The organism is Vulcanimicrobium alpinum (assembly GCF_027923555.1).
Classification (GTDB): domain Bacteria; phylum Vulcanimicrobiota; class Vulcanimicrobiia; order Vulcanimicrobiales; family Vulcanimicrobiaceae; genus Vulcanimicrobium; species Vulcanimicrobium alpinum.
Genome location: NZ_AP025523.1, coordinates 2,779,085 through 2,802,143 on the forward strand (window position 1 = coordinate 2,779,085; position 23,059 = coordinate 2,802,143).

General features: G+C 68.3%; 21 protein-coding genes. 4 read left to right on the forward strand and 17 right to left on the reverse strand.

All coding sequences use genetic code 11. The features are described 5' to 3' along the window. Window positions 1-5: 5 nt before the first annotated feature. Together secF and secD are read right to left on the reverse strand one after the other, a co-directional pair. A complete protein-coding gene (secF, locus tag WPS_RS14270) occupies window positions 6-1,466 on the reverse strand; it encodes a protein translocase subunit SecF (protein WP_317995137.1) in 1,461 nt (486 codons plus the stop codon). Next, a complete protein-coding gene (secD, locus tag WPS_RS14275) occupies window positions 1,467-2,753 on the reverse strand; it encodes a protein translocase subunit SecD (RefSeq protein WP_317995138.1) in 1,287 nt (428 codons plus the stop codon). A 223-nt stretch (window positions 2,754-2,976) separates the two neighbouring features. Between secD and WPS_RS14280 the strand changes: the two genes are divergently transcribed. Continuing rightward, on the forward strand, window positions 2,977-3,417 hold the full coding sequence (locus tag WPS_RS14280; protein WP_317995139.1) for a Fur family transcriptional regulator: 441 nt from the start codon (window positions 2,977-2,979) through the stop codon (window positions 3,415-3,417). Here WPS_RS14280 and WPS_RS14285 read toward each other — a convergent pair whose 3' ends face one another. From WPS_RS14285 to WPS_RS14335, 11 genes are all read right to left on the reverse strand, one after another. Continuing rightward, complete coding sequence (locus WPS_RS14285; RefSeq protein ID WP_317995140.1) at window positions 3,418-6,852, reverse strand: TM0106 family RecB-like putative nuclease; 3,435 nt, start codon at window positions 6,850-6,852, stop codon at window positions 3,418-3,420. Between the two features lie 63 nt (window positions 6,853-6,915). After that, window positions 6,916-8,094, reverse strand: coding sequence for a toxic anion resistance protein (locus WPS_RS14290; protein WP_317995141.1), 1,179 nt, complete (start codon window positions 8,092-8,094; stop codon window positions 6,916-6,918). A gap of 12 nt (window positions 8,095-8,106) precedes the next feature. Then, on the reverse strand, window positions 8,107-8,295 hold the full coding sequence (locus tag WPS_RS14295) for a hypothetical protein (RefSeq protein ID WP_317995142.1): 189 nt from the start codon (window positions 8,293-8,295) through the stop codon (window positions 8,107-8,109). 2 nt (window positions 8,296-8,297) lie between these two features. Further along, window positions 8,298-9,155, reverse strand: a complete 858-nt coding sequence (locus WPS_RS14300; RefSeq protein WP_317995143.1) for a heavy metal-binding domain-containing protein — start codon at window positions 9,153-9,155, stop codon at window positions 8,298-8,300. Then, window positions 9,152-9,916, reverse strand: a complete 765-nt coding sequence (locus tag WPS_RS14305; RefSeq protein WP_317995144.1) for a hypothetical protein — start codon at window positions 9,914-9,916, stop codon at window positions 9,152-9,154. The genes WPS_RS14300 and WPS_RS14305 overlap by 4 nt, the downstream gene beginning before the upstream one ends. An 84-nt stretch (window positions 9,917-10,000) precedes the next feature. After that, window positions 10,001-11,368 carry an alkaline phosphatase family protein gene (locus WPS_RS14310; RefSeq protein ID WP_317995145.1) on the reverse strand — a complete coding sequence of 456 codons (1,368 nt, stop codon included), beginning with the start codon at window positions 11,366-11,368 and terminating at the stop codon, window positions 10,001-10,003. Window positions 11,369-11,457: 89 nt separating this feature from the next. Then, a complete protein-coding gene (locus WPS_RS14315; protein ID WP_317995146.1) occupies window positions 11,458-13,491 on the reverse strand; it encodes a flagellar biosynthesis protein FlhA in 2,034 nt (677 codons plus the stop codon). Next, window positions 13,488-14,498 carry an EscU/YscU/HrcU family type III secretion system export apparatus switch protein gene (locus WPS_RS14320; protein ID WP_317995147.1) on the reverse strand — a complete coding sequence of 337 codons (1,011 nt, stop codon included), beginning with the start codon at window positions 14,496-14,498 and terminating at the stop codon, window positions 13,488-13,490. Before WPS_RS14320 ends, WPS_RS14315 begins: the two co-directional genes overlap by 4 nt. Continuing rightward, window positions 14,495-15,214 (reverse strand): flagellar biosynthetic protein FliR, encoded by a 720-nt coding sequence (locus WPS_RS14325; RefSeq protein WP_317995148.1) that lies wholly within the window; start codon window positions 15,212-15,214, stop codon window positions 14,495-14,497. Before WPS_RS14325 ends, WPS_RS14320 begins: the two co-directional genes overlap by 4 nt. Beyond that, window positions 15,211-15,477, reverse strand: coding sequence for a flagellar biosynthetic protein FliQ (locus WPS_RS14330; protein WP_317995149.1), 267 nt, complete (start codon window positions 15,475-15,477; stop codon window positions 15,211-15,213). The genes WPS_RS14325 and WPS_RS14330 overlap by 4 nt, the downstream gene beginning before the upstream one ends. 50 nt (window positions 15,478-15,527) lie before the next feature. Then, on the reverse strand, window positions 15,528-17,237 hold the full coding sequence (locus WPS_RS14335) for an IlvD/Edd family dehydratase (protein WP_317995150.1): 1,710 nt from the start codon (window positions 17,235-17,237) through the stop codon (window positions 15,528-15,530). A gap of 38 nt (window positions 17,238-17,275) precedes the next feature. On the opposite strand from WPS_RS14335, the gene WPS_RS14340 reads away from it, so the two are divergent. From WPS_RS14340 to WPS_RS14350, 3 genes are read left to right on the forward strand one after another with little or no spacing between them, the layout of a single operon-like run. Continuing rightward, the gene (locus WPS_RS14340; protein ID WP_317995151.1) at window positions 17,276-18,019 is read left to right on the forward strand and encodes an SDR family NAD(P)-dependent oxidoreductase; all 744 of its coding nucleotides are present in this window, start codon (window positions 17,276-17,278) and stop codon (window positions 18,017-18,019) included. A gap of 2 nt (window positions 18,020-18,021) precedes the next feature. Then, the gene (locus WPS_RS14345) at window positions 18,022-18,657 is read left to right on the forward strand and encodes an MOSC domain-containing protein (RefSeq protein ID WP_317995152.1); all 636 of its coding nucleotides are present in this window, start codon (window positions 18,022-18,024) and stop codon (window positions 18,655-18,657) included. After that, complete coding sequence (locus tag WPS_RS14350; RefSeq protein ID WP_317995153.1) at window positions 18,657-19,742, forward strand: ABC transporter ATP-binding protein; 1,086 nt, start codon at window positions 18,657-18,659, stop codon at window positions 19,740-19,742. Before WPS_RS14345 ends, WPS_RS14350 begins: the two co-directional genes overlap by 1 nt. Before the next feature lies 1 nt (window position 19,743). Here the strand turns inward: WPS_RS14350 and WPS_RS14355 are convergent, their stop codons facing one another. The 4 genes from WPS_RS14355 to WPS_RS14370 all read right to left on the reverse strand — a co-directional run bounded on the left by WPS_RS14355 (window position 19,744) and on the right by WPS_RS14370 (window position 23,027). Next, window positions 19,744-19,911, reverse strand: coding sequence for a hypothetical protein (locus WPS_RS14355; protein ID WP_317995154.1), 168 nt, complete (start codon window positions 19,909-19,911; stop codon window positions 19,744-19,746). Window positions 19,912-19,999: 88 nt separating this feature from the next. Then, complete coding sequence (locus WPS_RS14360; protein ID WP_317995155.1) at window positions 20,000-20,824, reverse strand: carbohydrate ABC transporter permease; 825 nt, start codon at window positions 20,822-20,824, stop codon at window positions 20,000-20,002. Next, a complete protein-coding gene (locus WPS_RS14365) occupies window positions 20,824-21,711 on the reverse strand; it encodes a carbohydrate ABC transporter permease (protein ID WP_317997558.1) in 888 nt (295 codons plus the stop codon). Before WPS_RS14365 ends, WPS_RS14360 begins: the two co-directional genes overlap by 1 nt. Beyond that, a complete protein-coding gene (locus WPS_RS14370; RefSeq protein ID WP_317995156.1) occupies window positions 21,711-23,027 on the reverse strand; it encodes an ABC transporter substrate-binding protein in 1,317 nt (438 codons plus the stop codon). The genes WPS_RS14365 and WPS_RS14370 overlap by 1 nt, the downstream gene beginning before the upstream one ends. Window positions 23,028-23,059 lie beyond the last annotated feature (32 nt).

The window sequence follows — 23,059 nt, forward strand, 5'->3', positions numbered from 1 at the left end:
CGGGTTTAGGGCTTTGGTTCGTGCGCGACCGGCTCGGGCGGGGCGGGCGTGCCGTCGTGCTTGTCGTCGCCGAGGTTCAAGCGGATCTCTTCGTGACCCAGTTCGGCCGCTTCGTCGTGCAGGCCCATCGCCTGCGCGTCGAGCGGGTCGATCTCGCGGTTGTGCGCCTCGCCGCGCACGTCGCGATGAGCGTCGCCGCGCACGTCTCCATGAACGTCGTGGTGCGCGTCGCCGTAGTGATCGTCGTGCGCGTCGGTGTAGTGGTCGTCGTGCGCGTCGTGGTCGTCGTCGAGTGCGCCGTGCGGACTGGTCCGTTCGGGAACGCCGAAGTTGCGTTTCTCGTACTTCTCAAAGTCGACGTCATCGGCGCGGTTGCGTTTGTAGCGCACCGGTCGCGATGCTCCGCGCGAGGCGTTCTCGCGCTCGCGTTCGCGGCGCGCGCGGCGCAGCGCGGCGATCTCTTCACGATCTTTCTGTGCCGCGGCGGCGGTTTGTGCCCGCGCCTGCGCGACCGTCTTCGGCTGCTCGAGCGACGAGCTGCGGAAGATGCGGCGATCTTTCGAACGCTTCTGCAGCACCGCGACGAGCGGCGCGGAGTAGAAGATCGAGTGGTAGCCGCCCGAGCAGATCCCGACCAGCAGGGCGAAGGCGAAGTTCTGCAGCGAGGCGCCGCCGAACGCGAGCAGCGCGACCAGCGTGATCACGACGGTCGCCAGCGTGTTCACCGAGCGCGTCATCGTCTGCAGGATCGACGTGTTGACGATCTCGTCGAACCCCTTGCCGTCCATCACCTTGACGTTCTCGCGGATCCGGTCGAGGATGACGATCGTATCCATCACCGAGTATCCGATGACGGTCAGCACCGCGGCCAGGAACGCGTCGTCCACCCGCTTCCCGGCGATCGCGTAAATCCCGATCATCATCAGCGAGTCGCGCACGAGCGCGACGACGCAGACCCAGCCGAAGATCAGGTTCCAGCCGAAGCGGAACGCGATGTAGAGGAACTGGATCGAGATCGCGATGACGAGCGCCTTGAGCGCGTTGAAGAGGTACTCGTGCGAGAGCGACGGTCCGACCGTCGAGATCGACGAAGCGCTACGGTCGACCGTGCCGACCGTCGCCAGCGCGCTCCACAGCGGCGCCGAGTTGTTCCCGAAGTCGTGCTGGGTCTCGATCGTCCAACGCTCGCCGACCGGCTCGCCGGGCTTCGAGAGCGTGTTGACGCGCGCGTCGGTGACCTGCACGGAGGTGAGCGCGGCGAGCAGCTTGTTCTTGTCGGCGGGCTTCGCGAACTTCACCGCGACGTCGGTGCCGCCGGTGAACGAAAGTCCCAGGCGCAGCGGCGCGCCGGTCTTCACGACGTTGAAGATCATCATCGCGACACCCAGGCCGATGATGATGTACGAGATCGCCGAGACGGTGCGGAACCAGCCGACGACGTTCCAGTTGAGGCGCCGGAAAAACATCTAGCGGACCTCCGCCAGCGGGCCGGGCGCGGCGAGCTTGCCGCCGGCTCCGTACGCGCCCTTCGAGGTCACCAGATCGTTGTCGACGACGACGTCCATGAAGAAGCGCGTGATCACGACGGCGGTGAGCAGCGAGAACACGGTTCCCCAGAACAGCGTGTAGGCGAAGCCCTTCACCGTTCCGGTGCCGAGAACGTAGAGCACGCCCGCGCCGACGATCGTCGTGAAGTGCGAGTCGAAGACCGAACTGAACGCGCGCTGGAAGCCGATCTTCACCGCGGCGCGCAGGCTCTTGCCGGCCCACAACTCCTCTTTGAGACGCTCGAAGATCAGGACGTTCGCGTCGACCGCCATACCGATGGAGAGCACGAAGCCCGCGATCCCCGGCAGGGTCAGCACCGCGTGGGCGACCGAGAGCAGCGCGAGCAGCATCAGAACGTAGACGAAGAGCGCGAGGTCGGCGAGCACGCCCGGCAGGCGGTACACGAACGCCATGAAGAGCAGGACGAGCGCGAGGCCGACGATCGACGCGTAGAGCGACTTGACCAGGTCTTCTTTGCCGAGCTGCGGGCCGACATCGTCCTTCGAGATGATCGTCGTCGGGACGGGGAGCGCGCCGGCGTTGAGTTCGTTGGCGAGCGTCGCGACCTGATCTTCCGTGAACGTCCCGTGGATCATCCCGTCGGTCGAGATAATCCCTTCGATGCGCGCCGAGCTGACGTAGCGCTTGTCGAGAAAGATGGTGAGCTGCTGCAGCATGTGGTCGCGCGTGAGCGTCGCGAACTTGGTCGGGTTCTTCGTCGTGAAGTCGACCTGCGGCTCACCGCCCTGACCGAAGCCCGGGTGCGCGCTCTTGAGTTCCGCGCCGGTGTAGACGACCGGTCCGCAATCCTTGTAGGCGCCGCCGCCGTCCTTCGCACCCTGCTCCGCGTACTTCTTGTCACCGTCGGCACGGGTGACGACTTGCGGCGGGCAGATCTTGAAGTCGAGGACGGCCGACTCTTTGAGCAGGCGCTCGAGCTCGTCGGAGTTCTTCAGCGCCGGGACCTCGACGAGGAGCCGATCGGTACCGACCTTCGTGATCACCGGCTCCGAGACGCCGAGCGCGTTGACGCGCTTCTCGACGACCAGTTCGACCTGGTTCTGCACGTCCGACGTGATGGTTTTCACGTCGGGCGTGGTCTGGAGCTGGAGCAGCACGCGCGCGCCGCCCTGAAGGTCGAGGCCCAAGTGGATCTTCTGCTGGATCGGAACGATCGCCCAAATGCAGAGCCCGACGAGTGCCACAAGGAGGACCGCTTGGAACGGCCTCTTGAGCTTATTCCACATTACCGTTTTTCGACCGGGGAGCCGTCGACGTCACCGGGGCGCAGGGCACCCGCAAGCCGTCCTCCGGCGGGGAAGGGGAGAACCCCCGGATCGTAGCATGGGGGCCGAACAGCGTCAAACGACGTTGCGGTCGTCCGGACCAATGTAGGGAGAGGGGGCCCGGACTCTCGGAGGGCGCCGAATGACGGACTCCAAGGGAGTTGATGCAGGACTCCTGCAGACGCGCTATCGGCTCACGAAGCAACGCGCAGCGATCCTGCGCGCCCTCGAAGACGGTGCGCACCTGACGGCCGAAGCGATCCACGAACGCGTGCGCGCGGAACTGCCGGCCGTGAGTCTGGGGACGATCTACCGCACCCTCGACATCCTGCGCGCGATCGGCCTGGTGCAGGTCTTCGCGCACGGCGGCGCCGCCCGCTACGAAGCCGCGCTCGATAAACACCATCATCTCGTCTGCGTCGCGTGCAACGAGATCGTGAACGTCCCCGCGCCGCAAGTCGCCGCGCTCGCTCTCGCCATCGCGCAAGACAACCGCTACTCCGGAGTCGACGCGACGCTGACGGTCAACGGAAGATGCGCGCGCTGCGCGGGGCTCGCCCGCAACGGTACCGGCGGCGACTGACTACGCCGGGATCAAGCCCGGGAGCAGCGGCGGGACGTCGATCGGCTCGGCGCGTTCGGCGAACGCGCAGAACGACGACGCGGCGCGGAGCTGCGCGACCGTCGTGCACGACGTCGCGAGGATGCGCGGCGAGCACACCAGCACCGCAAGCGCGCGTCCGCGCGAGACGGCGACGTTGAAGCGGTTCTCCTCGAGCAGGAAGTCGGCACCGCGCGGCGCGTCCTCGGCGCTCGACGCCGCGAGGCTGTAGATGACGACGGCCGCCTCCTGGCCCTGGAACTTGTCGACGGTGCCGACCCGCACGCCGGCGCCGAAACGCATCTGCAGCGCGCGGCGCAGCGCGGCGACCTGCACGTTGTAGGGCGAGACGACCAGAATATCGTCGACGCCGATCGTGCGACGGTGCCCCTCGGCGTCAACGAACGTCCCGCCGAGCAGACCGCAGACGATCTCGCCCACGGCTTCGACCTCTTCCGGTGACGACTGCGCGTTGCCGGCATGCTCGACCGGCACGTAGCGCAGACCCGCGCCATCGAACCACGGCGACTCGATGCGCTGGCGCGCGCACGACGCCGCCGCGCCGAGACGCCCGTCGTAAACGAGTTCGGAGATGAAGCCGCAGAGCGCGGGATGCATGCGGAACGTACGATCGAGAAAGACGCCGCGATCCCCGGCGATCGTGCCGGTGTCGCCGAGCAGGTGCGTCAGAATCGAGGCCGCGGCACCCTCCGGGTGCGTGCCGAGCGAGACGTGCGCCAACTGTAGCGGGTCGCCGAGCAGCAGCACATTCTCGGCGTTCACCGCCATCGCGATCGCGTCGGCGAGCGAGACCTGCCCCGCTTCGTCGATGACGAGGACGTCGACCGGCGCGAGATCTTTGTGCGCGAACAGCCACGACGTCCCGGCGACCAGGTTGTAGGCGGAGAAATCGGAGGTCGTCCCGACGTTGTCGAACGCCGCCTCGTCGAACAGCGGCGTGTAGCGCGACTCTACGTTCTTTCCGCTGCATTTCTTGACGCCGCGCACGACGACGTCGCGCGACGCCGCGGCGCGTTCGACCGAACGCAAGAGGTTGTGGATCGCGTGATGACTGTTCGACGTGACGCCGACGCGTTTGCCGGCCGCGAGCAGGTCGGCGATCACGTGCCCGCCGGCGTAGCTCTTCCCGGTCCCCGGCGGCCCCTGCACGACCAGTGCCGACCGATCGAGATCGAGCACGAGCGACGCGACGTCGCGCGGATCGATCGCTTCGGCGCCGGGCCGGATCGCCGGCTGCAGCGGCAGCCCCGGCAGGCGGCCGCGCAGGCGCGGGATCTCGCGGTGCAGCAGCGAGAGCGCGGCCGGGAAGCGCGCCGCGGCGCTCCCGTCGAGGACCGCGTCGGCGAAGCGCGCGAGCGCGTCCTTCTGTTCCTCGCGCTTCATCGGACCGCCGGGCCCGAGCGCCACCGGATGCGGCGACGACTCCGCGCGCTTGATCGCGACGGTGCGCGCGTCGTCGTCGATGCGCACGATATCGACACCGAGCCCGGACGCCAGATCGACCGGCGCGATCCCCAATTTGAATTGCTGCGGCGGATAGGAATAGGTGTAGGCGAAATTGCGATCCCGTTCGCCGACCTTGTACGGCGCGACATCCGCGCGCAGCGTCAGGCCGCCGAGCGTCTCATCGTCGTCCTCGACCGGATCGAAGCCGCCGTAGCGCTCGAGGCGGTCGAAGTACGCCCACCACACCGGCTTGTCTTCGCGCCGGTGATAGGCAAGGAGGTTCGCGAGCAGACGACGCGGCTCGCCTTCGGGTGCCTCGAGCAGCTTGCGCTGTCGCGCGTCGAGCTCGGCGTCGCGCGCGCGCTCCGCTTCCGTCGGTTCCTTCGGATCGATCGGCGCGCGCCACTCCGGCACCTCGCCGAACTGCTCGCGCGCTTCGTCGCGCAGGGTCACGAGCCAGCGATGGAGCGCGTGCGTCGAGACGCAGTCTTCTTCGTTGTACTGCACGATCGCGGCGCGCAGCGCCGAGTCGCGGCCCGGATCCATGAGATACTGCTCGAAGGCGACGATCGACTGATCGCCCTTGCGCACCTCGGCGTCGCGGCCGAATCCGTAGAACGTCTCGAGCTTCTTGATCGAGTAGCCGTCGTGCGACTGCGCCAGCGCGCCTTTCACGACGGCGTACAGATCGACGAGCACGCCGCCGCGCAAGAGCGCGTCGACCTCGGCCTCAAGCGTACCGTGCTGCATCGCCAGCCGGCGCAGCGCCGACTTCTCGTACGACGCGTAGTGGTAGACGTGCGCGCCGGGATGGCGGCGGCGATATGCGACGAGCCAGTCGATGAAGCGTTCGAACGCGAGCCGCTCTTCATCGCGCGTTTCGCCCCACTCGGCGCGGTAGCCGCGTTCGGGGCCGTCGACGTAGGCGCCGAAGAGGTACTCGAGCCCGCGCCCCGGCTCGTAGAGCGGGTCGCCTTCCATGTCGAAGTACACATCGGCCGGGTCCGGCGCCGGCAGCAGTGCGAAACCGCAGCCGCCGCGCGGGGCGAGAAGTTCGTAGCGCGCGATCCCCGACTCACGGTGCGCCCGCTGCAGCCGCGCCTGTCGGCGCAGAGTCGCGAACGTCGCGTCGCCGATCCCGGCGGGCTTCGCGTTGGTCGGGGCGACGGCGAGCGCAGCGAGCGTCGTGATCCCGACGTCGTCGAGGCGCGCGATCTGTCCGCGCCGGATCCCCGCCACCTGCGAGAGGTGGTCGACCCGCTTGCGCTGCGCGTCGCAGCGCTCGAGCCACGCGCACTGCTCGCACGCGCCGACGCGGTCGGGGACGGCGTGCGGGTCGAGCACCGGCGCCGCCGCTTCGAGCCGCGCACGCGCGGCGCGGACGTACGCGACGTAGTGCGCGGGATCGTACGTCTCTTCCCGGCCGTCGCCGTAGAGCGCGCGCAGCCGCGCCGGAAGGACGCCCTGCACCGCGGCGACGAGGTCGGCGTAGACGCACAGCTGCACGACGAACGCGGCGCGTTCGCGGATCGCCAGCTTCGCGTCGGCGACGTCGTACGACCACGCGCCGAGGCGGCTCGGGACGTCGACGCGCACGAGAAAGTCGGCGCGGCCGCTCCAGCGGCTGTCGGCGAGCGTCGCCTGGTAGATCACGTCGGCGCCGGCGCGCATCAGCGCGACGGTGCGTTCGGCCGCCGCGCGGGTCGCGCGCAGGGAGCCGTCGCCCTCGTCGACCCGCACGACGTGGCGGTCCTCGGCCTCGAGCCGCGCGAGCGCGGCGCGTTCGTGCAGCGCGCCCTTGCGCGCGATGATCGCCAGGGTCGGATCGCTCGGCGGCGCCGCGATCCGCGTCTCGAGCCCGAGCGCGTTCAGCGCCAGCTTGTGCGGGCAGGCCAGAAAGTCGTTCAGATCGGAGGCCGCGTACACGACCTCCCCGTCAAGCCGCAGCACCGGCGCTCACCCCCAGGGACACGGAGCGAGTCTCGCACCGGCGAGTGCCAGCAGGGTGGCAGCCTATGACGAGCCGTCGCCTCCTGGGAGCGCGAGCTCGCGGCGGGTCTCCAGATACGCCTTGGCCTTGCCGACCTCGTCGCTGAGCGCATCGACGGTGCGCTCCATCGACGAGAGCGCCTTGATGCGGTAGTCAGCCATCGAATCGATCGTCGCGCGCACGTTCGCGAACGCTTCCTTGAGCTTCTCGACGTCGATCGTCGCGCTCGCCGCGCCCTCCTGAATGCGGACGGCGTTGCTGCGCAGCATCTGCGAGGTTGCGACGATCAGGTTGGAGGTCGTCCCCTGCAGCGCGGTGATCTGGTCGAGGACGAGCTTCTGGTTCGCGACCGCCTGCGCCGTGATTACCGCGGTGCGCAGCGCCGCGACCGTCGTCGTCGTCGCGCGGTCGACGCCTTTGATCAGTTCGGCGTTGTTGCGCTTGATGAGATCGAGCGCCATGTAGCCCTGCACGTTCACGGCGAGCTGGGTCGCGATGTCCTGCTGCTTCTGGCGCGCGGCGAAGAGGATCTCCTCGCGCAGCGCGTGTGCCTTTTCCGGATCGGTCGCGTCGAGCGTATCGGCTTCTTTTTCGACCGCGTCGGCGAGCGCACGCGCGAGATAGCCGTGCTTCTCGAGTTCGCCCATCAGCGTCCACATGTTCGACTTTTCCTGCTCGATCGACGCGTTGTCGCGCAGCAGTTCGTCCTTGCCGTGGCGCAGCGCCTCGATGATCGCGTTGAGGTGACCTTGCGAGGATTCGTAGCCGCGGAAATAGTCGCGCAGTTTGTTGCCGAACGGCAGGACGCCGAGGAGCTTGCGCGGCGAGAAGAGATCGCCCTGACGTGAGGGATCGAGCTTCTCGACTGTGCTGCGCAGATCGAGCAGCGTCTTCGCGACCGGCGAGCCTTCGTCGAGCGCGGCCATCGCGCGCGTCGGCCGATCGAGCAGGCGGTTCGAGATGTTGGCGGAGCGCTGGATATCGGCGTTGCCGAGCGCCTCGAGCGTTTGCACGTACTTCTTGTAGAGATCGCTCTCGGGCGCGAGCCGGGTGAATTCGTGCGCAAGCGCCTCGGCCTGCGTTTGCAGTGCGACGCGCGCATCGGGCGGGACCGGCACTTTCCCGATCGCCTCCGCCGGCGCGACGGCCGTCACGGGCTCGGGCGGCGTCAGCATCGGCGGCTGGAGTTGATCGTCGGACATGATGCTCCTCGGCTAGCGATCGTTGATGTCGAGTTCGCGCCTGGCGCCCGCGAGTACGCGCTCGTAGACGGCGCCGGGATCGCCGGCGCGCGGCCCGTCGCCGCCGCCGAACATGCCGGTGTCTTCCGCGACCTCGGCGGCCTCGCCGAAGGTCTTCAGCAGTTCGCCGAAACCACCGAGCAGATCGCCGAATCCGCCCATCGTCAGTCGTTCAATCCGACCTGGAAGGTCAACGGTACGGGCTTCGGTTCGCCGCGCTTCTCGACCGACGTCCCGATCGCCATGAACTCGATCACGTGCGGGCTCCAGATGTGGGTCTTCTCGACGATCTGCATCCCGATGATCCCGTCGGCGCCGTGCGCTTCGGCTTCCGCCTGCATGCGGCTCATCGCGAGTTCGCGCGCGTCGTAGATCGCCTCGGTGTAGTTGTTGAGTTCGACGTTGTTGCCGAGCGTGCGCATCGCCTGCATGAAGCCCTGGTGCGCAATGTGGTACACGCAATTGCCCAGTACGAGTTCGCGCGGAACGTAGCCGGTCGAGGTGACGAGCTTGTAGAAATCCTGGACGCTGAAATCCGAGGTGAACGGTTTGTTGTCGCGCGTGCGCCACGTCCCGGAGTTCTCCGGCCCCTTCACCGCCGTCCCAACCGCGATGAACTCCAGCGCGTTCTCGGCCCACGCGTAGCCGCCGACTTCAAGCCGCACGCCGACGATGCCGTCGGCGCCCAGCACGTCGGCTTCTTCTTCCATCCGCGACATCGCGAACTCGCGCGCCTCGTACATCGCGGCGCTCAGATACTGCAGTTCCTGATTCTGATAGAAGTTGCCGTACTGGATCCCGACGTGGTAGATCGAACTGCCGAGGACGAGTCCCAACGGCCGCCATCCCAGCTGTTCGAGCAGGACGAACTCCGAGACCGAAAGATCGCTGGTGAAGAGCGGCGGTCCGCCTTCGCCGCGCATCCGGCGCAGCCGCGAGACCGCATCGAGCGGGACGCCGCCTTGCGTCGTGTTCACGTTCGATTGCTGCTGCTGGTTGCGTCCGCCGCCGAAGAAACTCATCGTGTCTCCCTGAAAAGCCGGGTGAGGGTGTCGCGTGCGCCGCGTTCGCGTTCGACATAGGCGGCGAGATCGTCGGCGAGGCCCTGCGACCACTCGTCGACGCCGACGACGAGCGTCTTGTTCTTGATCCCGCGCAGAAAGCGCGTCACGGTCGCCTCGACGTCGCCGCGTGGCGTGCGCGCGAGCGCGTACCGCAGGACGTCGTCGCGCCGCGGGACGTCGAGCGCGACCGCTTCGACGGGGCCGTTTCCGAACAAGCCGCCGCGCTTCACCGTGACGATCGCCGGGAACGCCGCGCCGAGCTGCGCCGCGGTGCGTTCGATCAGCGGGCGCGCGTCGCCGGGCGTTTCGATGCGCTGGAGAATGTGCCGCACCAGCGACGCGGGCGTCGCCGCGGGCGCGTCGATCTGCGCCGGCGCGTCGGGGAGCGTCTCGGCCGGTCCGAAGCGCTCGGTGAGAAACGCGCCGTTCGCCGAGAACTGCGTCTGCGCGTTCTCGCCGAGCATCGTCAGACGCTGCGCCGTCGCGCGCTCGAGCAGCCGGAGCTGCTCGACGAGCATCGATTCGGCGCCGGCGTCGCGCAGGGCCGGCGGGATCGCAGCGAAGGTATTCAGCGTGTCTGGGAGATAGCGCCGCTCCGTCTCTCGCAGGGCGTAGGCGGCCTCGTCGCTCGCGCCCGAGGCGAGCAGCGGTTCGGCCTGCGCCAGCATGGCGTCGATGCGCGCGACGAGGGTCTGGGCCTCGCCCGGAAGAGCGGTCACCCCGTCTCGTACCTGCCGGCCGTCTCCGGGTTGCATCACCCGCAGACTACGACGCGGTGGACGGGGCGCCCCACCGCGAGCGCCTTACGAGTCGTTGTCGGGGGCCGTCGTATCGGGTGCGCGGTTCCGGAAAAAGTCCGTCGAGCGGCGGGATTCGATCGGCTGAAAGGCGTGCGCCGGACCGTTGAAATCGAAGCAGTCGGCGAGATCGTCGGACCGCATGTCGGTGAAGCCGAGGCTGCCGAGATCGAACGTCTCCTCGGTGAACTTGAGGATGCTCCCGAACTCGTGCTGCACGTGCGAGACGTAGCCGCGCTTCGCGTGCGGTGAGATCACGATCAGCGGAACGCGGAAACCGAGTTCGTACGAACCGAGGATCGGCGGCGCGACGTGATCGTACCAACCGCCCCAATCGTCCCACGTCACGAAGATCACCGTGTCGTTCCAGTACTTGCTCTGACCGATCGCGTTGACGACGGAGGCGACCCACGACGGGCCGGTCCCGTTGTTGCTCTTCGCGTGATCGGATTCGAGGCCGCTGGGGATCACCCAGGAGACCTGCGCGAGCGTGCCGCCGGCGATGTCGCTCAGGATCGTCGTCTCGGGGGCGACGACGTTCGCCCAATCGGGGCCGAGACGCAAGTGCCGGATCGAGTTCGGTGCCACCCAGATTCCCGGCGACCCTTCGCGCACGTTCGACGGCGCGTAATAACGCCAGCTCACGCCTTTCGCGTCGAGCAGATCGGGGAGGCTCGCGTGCTCGAAACAGGACGGGATCTTGATGCTCTCGTTTCCCGACGGCTCGATCGCGTTCACGAGCGTACCGCCCGTCGGCCCGCAGCCGGGCGAAGCCGTGTTCTCCGAGACGAGCAGATTGCTGCCGTCGTTCGGCTCGGACGTTCCCGCCAAAATGTACTGATGCGCGGGATAGCTCGGACCTTCGTTCGTTTGGAACATGCGGTCGCCGAAGGTGTACCGGCGCGCCATCTGCATGTACGGCGCGTTGTCGACTGCAGGAACGAAGCCGAACTGGGGCTTCTCATACGGACACGCGTTGCCGCAGGACGTCGAAACCGTATCGGCGCCGTCCATTCTCCCGCCGTCGTACATCCGCAAGAAGCCCGTATGCGAGTGGTCGATGTCATAGGTGTTCGCGAGCGGGATCGGTCGCAGCGGGATCGTCTCGCCGCGGCTGTCGAGCCCCGACGATGCGATGTCGGCGCCCGCCAAACCCTGGAAGAGGTTGTCGGGCGTGCGGTTCTCTTGAAAGATGATGACGACGTGTCGGATCGGTGTGCGCCGCCGGCCGCGCGCATCGGCCGAAAGCGCTGCGTTTGCGCGCTCGGCCGCCGAGGGAGCGAGCGGCGTCGACGGTTGGGCCAGCGTGCCGCCCCCGCCGCACGCGGCGAGCAGCGCACTCAGAGCAATGCATGCGGCGATGGAGACACGCACGAAGCACCTCCCCGACGGCTGCGCGGCCGCACCCCGCCGCGCCGATCCATCGTGCATCGCGCTCGCCTCGCTCTGCCAGGGGAGAGTGATTAGAACGCCGCGCTGAGGACACTGCTGGGCTCGAGCGCGAGCTCCGGCGGCAGTTCCGCGTACGAGTAGACCGCCAGCCTCGCCGACATGCGGTCGAGAAACTCGGCGAGCAGCGGGCGCAGACCGCCCGTCACCACCAGCGCATGCGGCGCGAGCGTCGCGTCCGCAACGTACCGCGCAACCGCGTCGCGGACGTGCAGCGCCGTGCGCGGATCGGGTGCGAGCCCGCCGTCCGGCCCCCACATCCGCGCCAGCTCGGCTTCGAACGCGGGCTCGACGATCAGCGGCTTCAGCCCCGTGACGCCGTCGCGCCGCAGCTGCTGCGGAACGATCGCGCGCCGCGCCGCTTCGGCGAGTTCGCGCGGCTCGCGCGAGCCGGCCGCCGCGTCGCAGAACGCTTCGAGCACGGCGACCGGATCGCGCGGCCAGACGCCTTCGCGCAACAGCAGCGTCATCGCGCGGTGCGCGGCCGTCGCCGGCAGCACGTCGGTGCCGACGTCTTTGACCACCGCAGGGACCGTCGTGCGCAGGTGCTCGATCAGCGTGTGAAATTCCTGACGTCCAAACAAGTCCGCAGCCTGCGCGCGCACGACTTCCGCGAGATGCGAGCCGACGATCGAGATCGCGTCGAACGCCAGCGCACCGGCGGCTTGCGCGCGCGCGCGCTCGTCAATCGCGATCCAGCGGCCCGCCAGGCCGTAGACGGGCTCGCGCGTCTCCTCGCCGCCGATGCGTTGCAGCGCCGCCGCATCCCCGACCGCGACCAAGCGGTCGAGGCGGACGGCGCCGCTCGCGACCTCGCGATCGCGCACGCGGATGCCATATGTCCCCGGATCGCGCAGGGGATCGTCGCGCAAACGCACGCCGGGGATGACGAGCCCGATCTCGGCCGCGAGGGCGCGACGGACGTCGCCGATCCGGTCGAGCAGCGCGTCGCAGTTGGGCGGCGCAAGCAGTGCGTAGAGCTCGGCGCCGACGTCGATCGCGAGCGCCTCGACGCCGACCAGCGCGAACGCGTTCTCCGGCCGCCGCACCGCGTCGCGTTTGCGGCGCACGTCACGCGCGTGGGCTTCCGACGCCGTGCGCTGCTGCGCGCGGTGGGCGAGCGCCGCGCCCAGGAATGCCGTGATCCCGAGCGTGCCGAACAGCGGGCCGGGGAACGAGGGGATGAACGCGAGCGTGAAGACGAGCGCTCCGGCGACGCGCAGCACGTCGGGCCGCGCGAGTAGTTGGGCGGCGAGGTCGACGCCGAGCGCACCGTCGCCGGCGACGCGCGTGACCATCAGCCCCATCGCGGTCGAGATGAGAAACGCCGGCAGGGTGGTGAGGAGCGCGTTGCCGATCGAGAGGATCGCGAACGTCTGGATCGCGTCGAGCGGCGACATCCCGTGGTACGCGACGCCGACCACGATCCCGCCCAGCAGATTGAGGACGACGATGACCAGCGCCGCGATCGCGTCGCCCTTCACGAACTTTCCCGCCCCGTCCATAGCCGCGTAGAAGTCGGCCTCGCGCTCGACCCGCTTGCGCTTGCGGCGCGCGGCCTCGGCGTCGAGCATCCCCGCATGCAGGTCGGCGTCGATCGCCATCTGCTTGCCCGGCATTGCGTCGAGCGTAAAGCGTGCGCACACTTCGGCAACGCGCTGCGCTCCGCTTGCGATGACGACGAACTGGATGACGATCAGGATCGCGAACACGATCAGGCCGACGACGATGTTGCCGCGCACGACGAACTGACCGAACGCCGGAATGAGCGCGCCGACGCCGCCCGGATCGTGCCCTTGGGTGAGGATCAGCCGCGTCGCGCTCACGTCGAGCGAGAGCCGGAAGAGCGTCGCCAACAGCAGCGACGGGGCGAAGGCGGAGAACTCCAGCGGTTCTTCGACCCGCAGGCTGATGAGCAGCACGAGCGCGGAGCCGAAGACGTTGAGCGCGAGCAGCGCGTCGAGCACCGGCGGGGGAAGCGGGACGATCAGGATCGCGACGACGCCGAGGACCGCGAAGGCGAACGCCGTCGTGAGCCGGCCGTTCACGTCAGCAGCCCCGCGTGCGTGAGCTCCGCGACGATCTGCGCGACCGCTACGTAAGTTTCCGGCGGGATCGCGCGGCCTCTCGTCCCCGTCGCGAACAGCAGTCGCGCGAGCGGGACGTTCTCGACGATCGGAAGACCGCGTTCGACCGCGATCGCGCGGACGCGTTGTGCTGCATCGTCGCTTGCGCGCACCAGAATCTCCGGCACCGGATGCGCCGGCGGCGCGTAGCGCAGCGCGACGGCGACGTGGGTCGGGTTCACGACGACGAACGATGCCTCACGCGTGCGGGAGACCGCGTTGCGTACGAGGTCGCGGTGGAACGCTTTGCGCCGCGCGCGGACGTGCGGATCGCCGTCGCTCTCCTTCGCGTCGCGTTTCATCTCGTCGAACGACATCCGCAGGCCGCGCAGCCAGCGGCGGCGGCTGAGCCCGTAATCGGCGACCGCGAACACGGCGCCGATCGCGCAGCAGGCGCCGCACGCGCGGAGTGCCGCGTCGCGCGCGAGCTGCGCGATGGTTGCCGGATCGCCGCTGTTCGCGCCCGCGGCGACGAGCGCGACGAGCGCGGGCCAAAGCGCGGCGCAGCCAAGGGCGAACGCGCACGCCGCCCGCGCCGTCGCGATCGCGGCCTCGGCGCCGAGCATGCGTTTGAGGCCCGCGATCGGATCGAGCCGTTTTACGTCTACGCGCGGCGCGGCCAGAGGCAGGCCGCCGCCTTGCACGAGCACGGCGGCGCCGCCCGCGACTGCCGCCGCACACGCCGGGACGAGCGCAGCAGCGAACGCCAGCGGCAGTGCAAACGGAATCGCCCCCTGCGGCTGCCTCGCGAGCGCCGCGAACGACGCAAGGATCGCGCCGCCGACGAACGGCAGCACGCACGCCGTCGCGACCGTCGCCGCGGCAAACGCCGCGATGCCGCCGACCTCGGCGGAGCGCGCGACGTTCCCTTCGCGGCGCGCCCGCTCTCGCCGCGCCGGCGTCGGATCGAACCGCTTGTCATCGCTCACCGCGCAGTCGCCCAGGGCAAGACAAGCCACGGCTGCGCGCCAAGGCGCGCCGCGATCGGCAGCGTCGCTGCCGCGACCGCGAGCGCGCTCCCGAACACCACCGGGAACGCGAGGCTGAAGCTTGCGAACCGCGGGACGACGCGCGAGATCGCGGCGAGTCCCAACTGCACCGTCGCGGCGACCGCGATCGCCGGCGCGGCGACTAGCATTGCCGCGCGCAGAATCGTCGCCGGCAACGCGAGGGCAAAGCGCGTCCAATCCGCCGCCCCGATCGCTGCGCCCGCCGCGACGTGTGCGAACGATCCCGCGAACGCATCGATCAGCGGCACCCAGCCGTCGAGCAGCACGAACGCCGCCAGGAACGCGTACGACCAGAGCCGCCCGTACGCTTGCGAACTCGTCACGTTCGCGCCCGGGACGCTCCCTCGCACGCCGAGATAGTCGTCGATCGTGCGTCCCGCATAGTACGCGCCGTCGTAGAGCAGCGACGCGCCGAATCCGATCGCCGCGCCGATCGCCGCATCGCCCGCGATCGCGAACGCGAGCGCCGCGGTGTCGAGCCGGCGCGCCGGCGCAACGAACGGCGACTCGGCGAACGCCAGCGCGAGCGCGAACGCCGCCCGCACGACCGCAGGAATGCTCGGATGCGAGAATCCCGGCGCGCGCGCCATCAGCCCGGCGGCGCGCGCGAAAACGAGCAGCGTCGTCTGCGTCATCCGCGCACCAGCTCAGGGATGCGCGCGATCGCCTCGACGACCAGCCGCGCGCACAGGTCGATCCCGAAGCGCCCGAACACGGCGAGCATCGCGCCGATCGCGACGAGCTTCGGCAGCAGCGTGAGCGTCTGTTCCTGGACTTGCGTCGCTGCCTGCAGGATCGCGACGGCCGCGCCGATCGCCGTCGCCACGACGAGGATCGGGAGCGCGAGCACGGCGGTCGTCAGCAGCGCATCGCGAACGAGTCCGTCAAAGGCATCCATGCCGCGATGCTGCGACACGGATGTTGCCGCGATGCTGCGGCGTTATGGCGTCAGTGCATCTCGCGCGCGACCGCCGAGCCGCTCCCGCCGACCAAAAAGTCGAAGTCGGCGCCGCGCTCGGCGCCCAGGACGTGCTGCGTGTAGAGGTTCGCGTAGCCGCGCGCGAACTCGGGCGGTGCTGGCGTCCACGCGGCGCGGCGGCGCGCGAGCTCGGCGTCGTCGATCGCGAGCGTGAGCCGGCGGTTCGGTACGTCGAGTTCGATCGGATCGCCGTTGCGCACCAGCGCGAGCGTCCCGCCGACGGCCGCTTCCGGCGACGTGTGCAGGACGACGGTGCCGTAAGCCGTCCCGCTCATCCGCGCGTCCGAGATGCGCACCATGTCGGTCACGCCGGTCGCCAGCACCTTGGGCGGCAGCGGCATGTTCCCGGTCTCCGGCATCCCGGGATACCCGCGCGGACCAGCGCCCTTGAGCACCAGCACGCACGACGCGTCGACATCGAGATCCGGATCGTCGATGCGCGCTTTGAAGTCTTCGATCGTCTCGAAGACGACCGCGCGGCCGCGATGCGTGAGCAGGGACGGCGTCGCCGCCGACGGTTTGATCACCGCGCCGCTCGGCGCAAGGTTGCCGCGCAGCACCGCGATCCCGGCCCGCTCCCGCACCGGCGCATCAAAGGTGCGGATCACCTCGCGATTCCAGCACGGCGCTTCCGCCGTCGCTTCGCCGATCGTCGTGCCGTTCACGGTGAGCGCATCGCGGTGCAGCCGTTCGCCAAGCTCGCGCACCACGGCCGGCACGCCGCCCGCGTAATAGAAGTCTTCCATCAGAAACCGGCCCGACGGCTGCAGGTCGACGAGCAGCGGCAGGTCGCGTCCGAGCCGGTCGAAGTCGTCGAGCTCGAGCGGGACGCCGATGCGTCCGGCGATCGCGAGCAGATGGATCACGGCGTTGGTCGAGCCGCCGATCGCGGCGTTCACGCGGATCGCGTTCTCGAACGCTTGTCGCGTCAGGATCTTCGACATGCGCAGATCCTCGTGCACCATCGCGACGATTCGCCGGCCCGCGAGCTGCGCCAGGGCGTAGCGCCGCGAATCGACGGCGGGGATCGCCGCGTTCCCGGTCGGCGCGATCCCGAGCGCTTCGGCCATGCTCGCCATCGTCGACGCCGTTCCCATCGTCATGCAGTGGCCGTTGCTCCGCGATTGCCCCGCTTCCGCGTCGAAGAACTCCGCCCACGTCATCCGGCCCGCGCGCACGTCTTCCGAGAACTGCCACACCATCGTCCCCGAGCCGATGTCGCCGCCCTGGAACTTGCCGTTGAGCATCGGGCCGCCGGTCACCATGATCGCTGGCAGATCGACGCTCGCCGCGCCCATGAGCTGCGCCGGCGTCGTCTTGTCGCAGCCGCTCAGCAGCACGACGCCGTCGACGGGATTGGCCCGGATCGACTCCTCGACGTCCATGCTCATCAGGTTGCGGAACATCATCGTCGTCGGGCGCATGTACGTCTCGCCGAGCGAGATCGTCGGAAACTCGAGCGGGAAGCCGCCCGCCTCCCACACGCCGCGCTTCACCGCTTCCGCGACGCGCCGCAAGTGCACGTTGCACGACGTGAGTTCCGACCACGAGTTGCAGATCCCGATCACCGGGCGACCATCGAAGACGTCGGGCGCAAACCCCTCGGCGCGCATCCAGCTGCGATGGATGAACCCGTCCCGGTCGCGTTTGCCGAACCACTGAGCGCTGCGCAGTTCCATGAGGATGCCTTTTCAGTCGCCGCGCGAAATCCCGCGCCATGAATCAGCTCGACCTGCGCAATCGCGTGGCCGTGGTCACCGGCGGCGCATCGGGGATCGGCAACGCGATCGCGCACCGCATCGCGGCGTCAGGCGGCAAGGTGAGCCTGTGGGACGCGAACGGTGAAGCTGCGGAGTCGGCGGCGGCGACGATCGGCGCCGCGCACGCCGCGCGCGCCGACGTGCGCGACTACGCGTCGGTCGAGCACGCGCGCGACGTCACGCTGCGCACCTTCGGGCGGATCGACATTCTCGTGAACAGCGCCGGGATCACCGGGCCTAACGCGACGACGTGGGACTATCCCCTCGACGGCTGGCAGAGCGTCATCGACGTCAACCTCACCGGGACGTTCCACTGCTGCCGCGCCGTGGTCGCGCCGATGCGCGCCGCCGACTACGGCCGGATCGTCAACATCGCCTCGGTCGCCGGCAAGGAAGGGAATCCCAACGCCTCGGCCTACAGCGCATCGAAAGCCGGCGTCATCGCGCTCACCAAGTCGCTGGCGAAGGAACTCGCGACGACGGGGATCCGCGTCAACAGCGTCACCCCCGCGGCCGTCGAGACGCCGCTCTTCAGCCAAATGACCGAGGAGTTCATCGCGTACATGAAATCCAAGATCCCGATGAACCGGTTCGGAACGGTCGCCGAGATCGCGGCGCTCGTCGCCTGGCTCTGCACCGAGGAGTGCTCGTTCACGACCGGCGCGGCGTTCGACATCTCCGGCGGCCGCTCGACGTACTAGCGATGGCGCACCTCGCTTCGGTCAACGTCGGCGGCGTCCGCACCATCGACAGCAACGGACGGCCCGTCACGACGGGGATCTTCAAGGAGCCCGTGGCCGGCCGCGTCGCGGTACGCGGCGTGAATCTCGATGGCGACGACCAGGCCGACCGCTGCGTGCACGGCGGGCCGGTGCGCTCGATTTATGCCTATGGTTGCGAAGATTACGTCTGGTGGGAGTCGGAGCTCGGACGAGCAATGCCGCCGGGCACGTTCGGCGAGAACCAGACGACGGCCGGGATCGACCCCAACGACGCGCTCGTCGGCGAACGGTGGCGTATCGGCAGCGTGCTGGTGCAGGTCACCATACCGCGCGTCCCGTGCTACAAACTCGGGATAAAGATGGGCGACCCCCACTTCGTGAAACGTTTCGCCGGCGCGCTGCGCCCCGGCCCGTACTTCACGATCGTCGAGGAAGGCGAACTCGGCGCCGGCGATCCGATCGAGGTGGTCCACAAGCCCGGCCACGCGCTCACGATCCGCGAAACCTCGCGCATCTATCTCTTCGACCGGCCGCGCCTCGCCGAACTTCTCGTCCCCGAGCTTCCCGAATCGTGGCGGGGATGGGTCACCGAACTCGTCGAGGAAGCGCGCGGGTAATGGCCTCGGTACGCCTGAAGTCGGTCAGCAAACGGTTTGGCACCACCGTGGTCGTCGACGACGTCACCCTCGACATCGCCGACCGCGAGTTTCTCGTTCTCGTCGGCCCGTCGGGCTGCGGCAAGTCGACGACGCTGCGGATGATCGCGGGGCTCGAGGAGGCGTCGGGCGGCGACATCTTCATCGGCGACCGCCGCGTCAACGATCTCGGGCCGAAAGACCGCGACATCGCGATGGTCTTTCAGAACTACGCGCTCTACCCGCACATGAACGTCTACGACAACATGGCGTTCGGCTTGAAGATGCGCAGCATGCCGCGCGCCGAGATCGATCAGCGCGTCAACGAAGCGGCGGAGATCCTCGGCCTCGGACCGCTGCTCAAGCGCAAGCCGAAGGAGATGTCGGGCGGCCAGCGCCAGCGCGCCGCGCTCGGCCGCGCGATCGTGCGCCATCCGGCGGTCTTCCTGATGGACGAACCCCTCTCGAACCTCGATGCCAAGCTGCGCGTGCAGACGCGAACGGAGATCGTGAAACTGCACGAGCGCGTCGCGACGACGATGATCTACGTGACCCACGATCAGATCGAGGCGATGACGATGGGGCATCGCATCGTCGTGATGAAGGACGGCGTCGTCCAGCAGGTCGCCTCACCGCAAGAGGTCTACGACCATCCCGCCAACCAGTTCGTCGCGGGCTTCATCGGCTCGCCGACGATGAGCTTTCTGCCGTGCCGGCTGGAAGCGGAGGACGGCGCGCTGTTCGCGCGGGGCGCCTCGTTCTCGGTGCGGCTCCCCGACGACAAACGCGCGAAGCTCACCGCGTCGCATGCTGCGGCGGTGACGCTCGGGGTGCGTCCGGAGGACATCGCGCTGCATGCCAACGAGGCCGGCTCGATTCCGGCGGTCGTCGATGCGGTCGAGTCGCTGGGGTCGGAGCAGGTGCTGTATTTCCGCTGCGACGGAGCGCAGGTGACGGCCCGCGCGTCGGCGCAGGCCGCGGTCGCGACCGGCGATACGATTGCGCTTGGGATCGACCCCCGCCGCATGCATCTCTTCGATGCCGCGTCGGGGGGGGCGTACTTCTAACCTAGCGCCAGCGGCGGAACTCGCGCAGCGCCAATTCGCGCTCGAGTTCGTCGGTGAGCACCATATCGCGATCGAACCGCGGTTCGGGCGCGAAGTGCTTGGCAAGGCGTGCCAGCGCGCGAAGAAGCCGGTTCGTCGCGGAAGCCGGGCGGGGAAGGGTCTGTTGCATGACGCGTCCAGGATACGCCCGCCTGCCGTTCCGTCGCAGCCCAGATAGTCTCTATAGGATTTTCCGATAGCGGCGGGCGCCGGTTCCGTTACTCCTTGACCGAACCCGACATCCCCGCGACGTAATATTCGACGAAGAAGAAATACACGAGGACCGCGGGGAGCACGCCGATCAGCGCGCCCGCCATCAACTGCCCCCACTGGAACACGTCGCCGCGGATCAGCTCGGTCGTCATCCCGACCGCGACCGTCTTGTTCCCCGACGACGACATGTACACCAGCGCGTATAGATACTCGTTCCAAGATAGCGTGAACGAGAAGATCGCCGCGGAGATCAGGCCGGGGACGGCGATCGGGAAGATGATCCTCCACAGAATCGCGAGATTGCTCGCACCGTCGACGCGGGCGGCCTCTTCGAGCTCGCGCGGGATGTTCTTGAGGAAGCCGATCAAGAGCCACGTGCAGAACGGGACCAGGAACGTCGCGTAGATCGGGACGAGCGCCCACAGTTTGTCGAACCAGTGCAGTTGGATGATGATCGTCGCGAGCGGGATGAACAAGATCGCCGGCGGGACGATATAGGCAAGGAAGATCGCGGTGCTCACCGTCTGCCAGCCCGGGAAGCGCAAGCGGATGATCGCGTAGGCCGTGATGTACGAAACGAAGACGCTGAGGATCGTCGAAGCGACCGAGACGAAGAGCGTGTTCGCGAACCACTGCAGGTACGCGGTCGTCGTGAGCAGGCCGACGACGTGCTCGAAGGTGGGGTGAAAGATCCAGAACGGGTTGGGCGTATTGAGCAGTTCCTCGCGTGCTTTGAACGTCGTGAGGATCATCCACAGAAACGGCAGCATCAGGAAGACGCCGTAAAACGCCAGCGGGAGATAGATGCGCAGCGCGCTTCGCCGCGCCATCAGCGTTCCCGCACCGAACGCACGACGAAAAACGCCAGGATCACCATCAGGACGATCGGCGAGACGGCGATCGCCGCCCCTTCGCCGAGCTGTCCGCCGGTGATCGCCCGCTGATACGCCAGCGTCGTGAAGACCTGGGTCGCGTCGGTGGGTCCGCCGCGCGTGATCGTCCAGATCAGTTGGAAGTCGGTGAGCGTGAAGATCGAGGAGAACGCGACCAGAATCGTCGTGATCGGCATCAGCAGCGGCCAGGTGATCCGGCGGAACGCCTGCCATCCGCTCGCGCCGTCGATCGCCGCGGCTTCGTAGAGATCTTTCGAGATCGACTGCAGTCCCGCCAGATAGCCGATGGCGAAATACGGCAGGCCGCGCCAGATGTTCACGACGATCAGCGCCCAGCGCGCGTTCCACGCGTGGCCGAGGAAATCGATGTTGCTCTTGATCAGGTGCAGTCGGATCAGCAGCCAGCTCAGCGCGCTGAACTGCGGATCGAGCAGCCACAGCCACGCGAGCGCCGAGAGCACCGTCGGCGCGACCCACGGCAGCAGCATGAGGGCGCGCGCCGCACGCTGACCGCGAAACGGCCGGTTGAGGATCAGCGCCAACGCCAAGCCGAGCACGAGTTTCCCAGCCTCGGCGAAGAACGTGTAGAAGCCCGAATAGAACGCCGCGCCGCGGAACGTCGGATCGGCGAAGATCGTCGCGTAGTTCTGCAGCCCGACGAACGTCCCCGGGTTCCCGAGCGTCGCGCTGGTGAGGCTGAGCCACACGCCGAGCAGCAGCGGATACGCGAGCAGCCCGATCAGAATGATCGCCGCGGGTGCGATGAGCACGTAGCCCAGCACCCGCGGCGAATCCAGCCGCGCCAGCAGCGGCGAGCGCTGCATCAAGCGCGCTTGTAAATCGCGCTCAGCCGCGTCTCGGCTTTGCGCATCGCATCCTTGACGGCCATCTTGTTGACGCACGCGTCGGCGAACATGTCGACGACGACGAACTCGTCGAGCGCCTGCGCCGCCGGCTTTCCGGGCCGGCCGTTGAAGCCGTCGAACTTCGCGCTGAGCAGCACGTCGCGATACGGCGTGATCTGCGGATCCGACGTCCACACCGGCAGATCGCCGTACTGCTTGAGCGCCGGCGTCACGTAGCCGCGCATCCCCGTCACCCACTCGCCGGCCTGCGCGGAATCGAGCATGAAGCGCAGATACTCTTTCGCCGCCTGCGGATACTTGCTGTACTTGAAGATGAACGCCGAGCTGAAGTTGTTGAGCGTCGTGCGCTGTTTGCTCGGACCGTACGACGGAACCGCGTGCGCGATGTCGGGATAGATCGCCGGGAACTGATCCTTCGCGACGTACCAGATGCTGATGCCGTTCATCGTGAGCCCGCACTGGCCCGCGAGAAACGCCTGGTTGTTGCTCGGATCGAGCCAACCGGAGACGCCCTCGATCATCGTCTCGTACAGCGCCTTGGCGTACTCGAGCGCGTTTGCCGTCTCCGGCGAGTTGATGGCGATGCTGTTGTCGGGGTTAGCTTGTTTACCGCCGAACGACCACAGCACCCAGTGCGTCCAACTGTTGGCGTCGCCGACGGCGTGGCCGAGTGAGAAGCCGCAGGGGTGACCGGCCTTCTTCAGCCCGCGCGCGAGCTTCAGCATCCCGTCGAGGTCTTTCGGAAACTCGGCAAAGCCCGCGTCCTTTGCCCAGCTCTTGCGATAGACGAGCGAGTTGCCGGTGACGCCGATCGGGAACGACACCCAGCGCTTGACGTCGGGATCGTAACAGTACGAACGCGCCGCGTCGTAGTAGCCGCCGTGGTTCTTCCCCATGTACTCGGCGAGGTCGGTCATGTCGACGAGTTTATCGGGATAGACGAACGGGTCGTCGTTCCAGCCCATGATGATGTCGGGGCCGGAGCCGACCTGTGCCGCGAGCGCCGCCTTCGGCGTCACGTCGGGCCAGGAGAGCGACTGGATCTGCACGGGCACGCCGGTCGCCGCGGTGAACTTCTTCGTGTTCTCCGCCCAGATGATGTCGTCGTTTTTGACGAACCCCGTCCAGCGCAGGAGTTGGAGCGTGGCGCCCTTTTCCGGCTTGAACGGAGACGCGTCGGCGGCCGAGGCGACCGCGGGGAGCCCCGCCGTCGCAGCCGCGCCGATGCCGGCGGCGGAGAGTGCAAGGAAACGGCGCCGGTCGAGGTCATGCATACGCGATCCTCTCGAAGGTAAGGACGATGCAA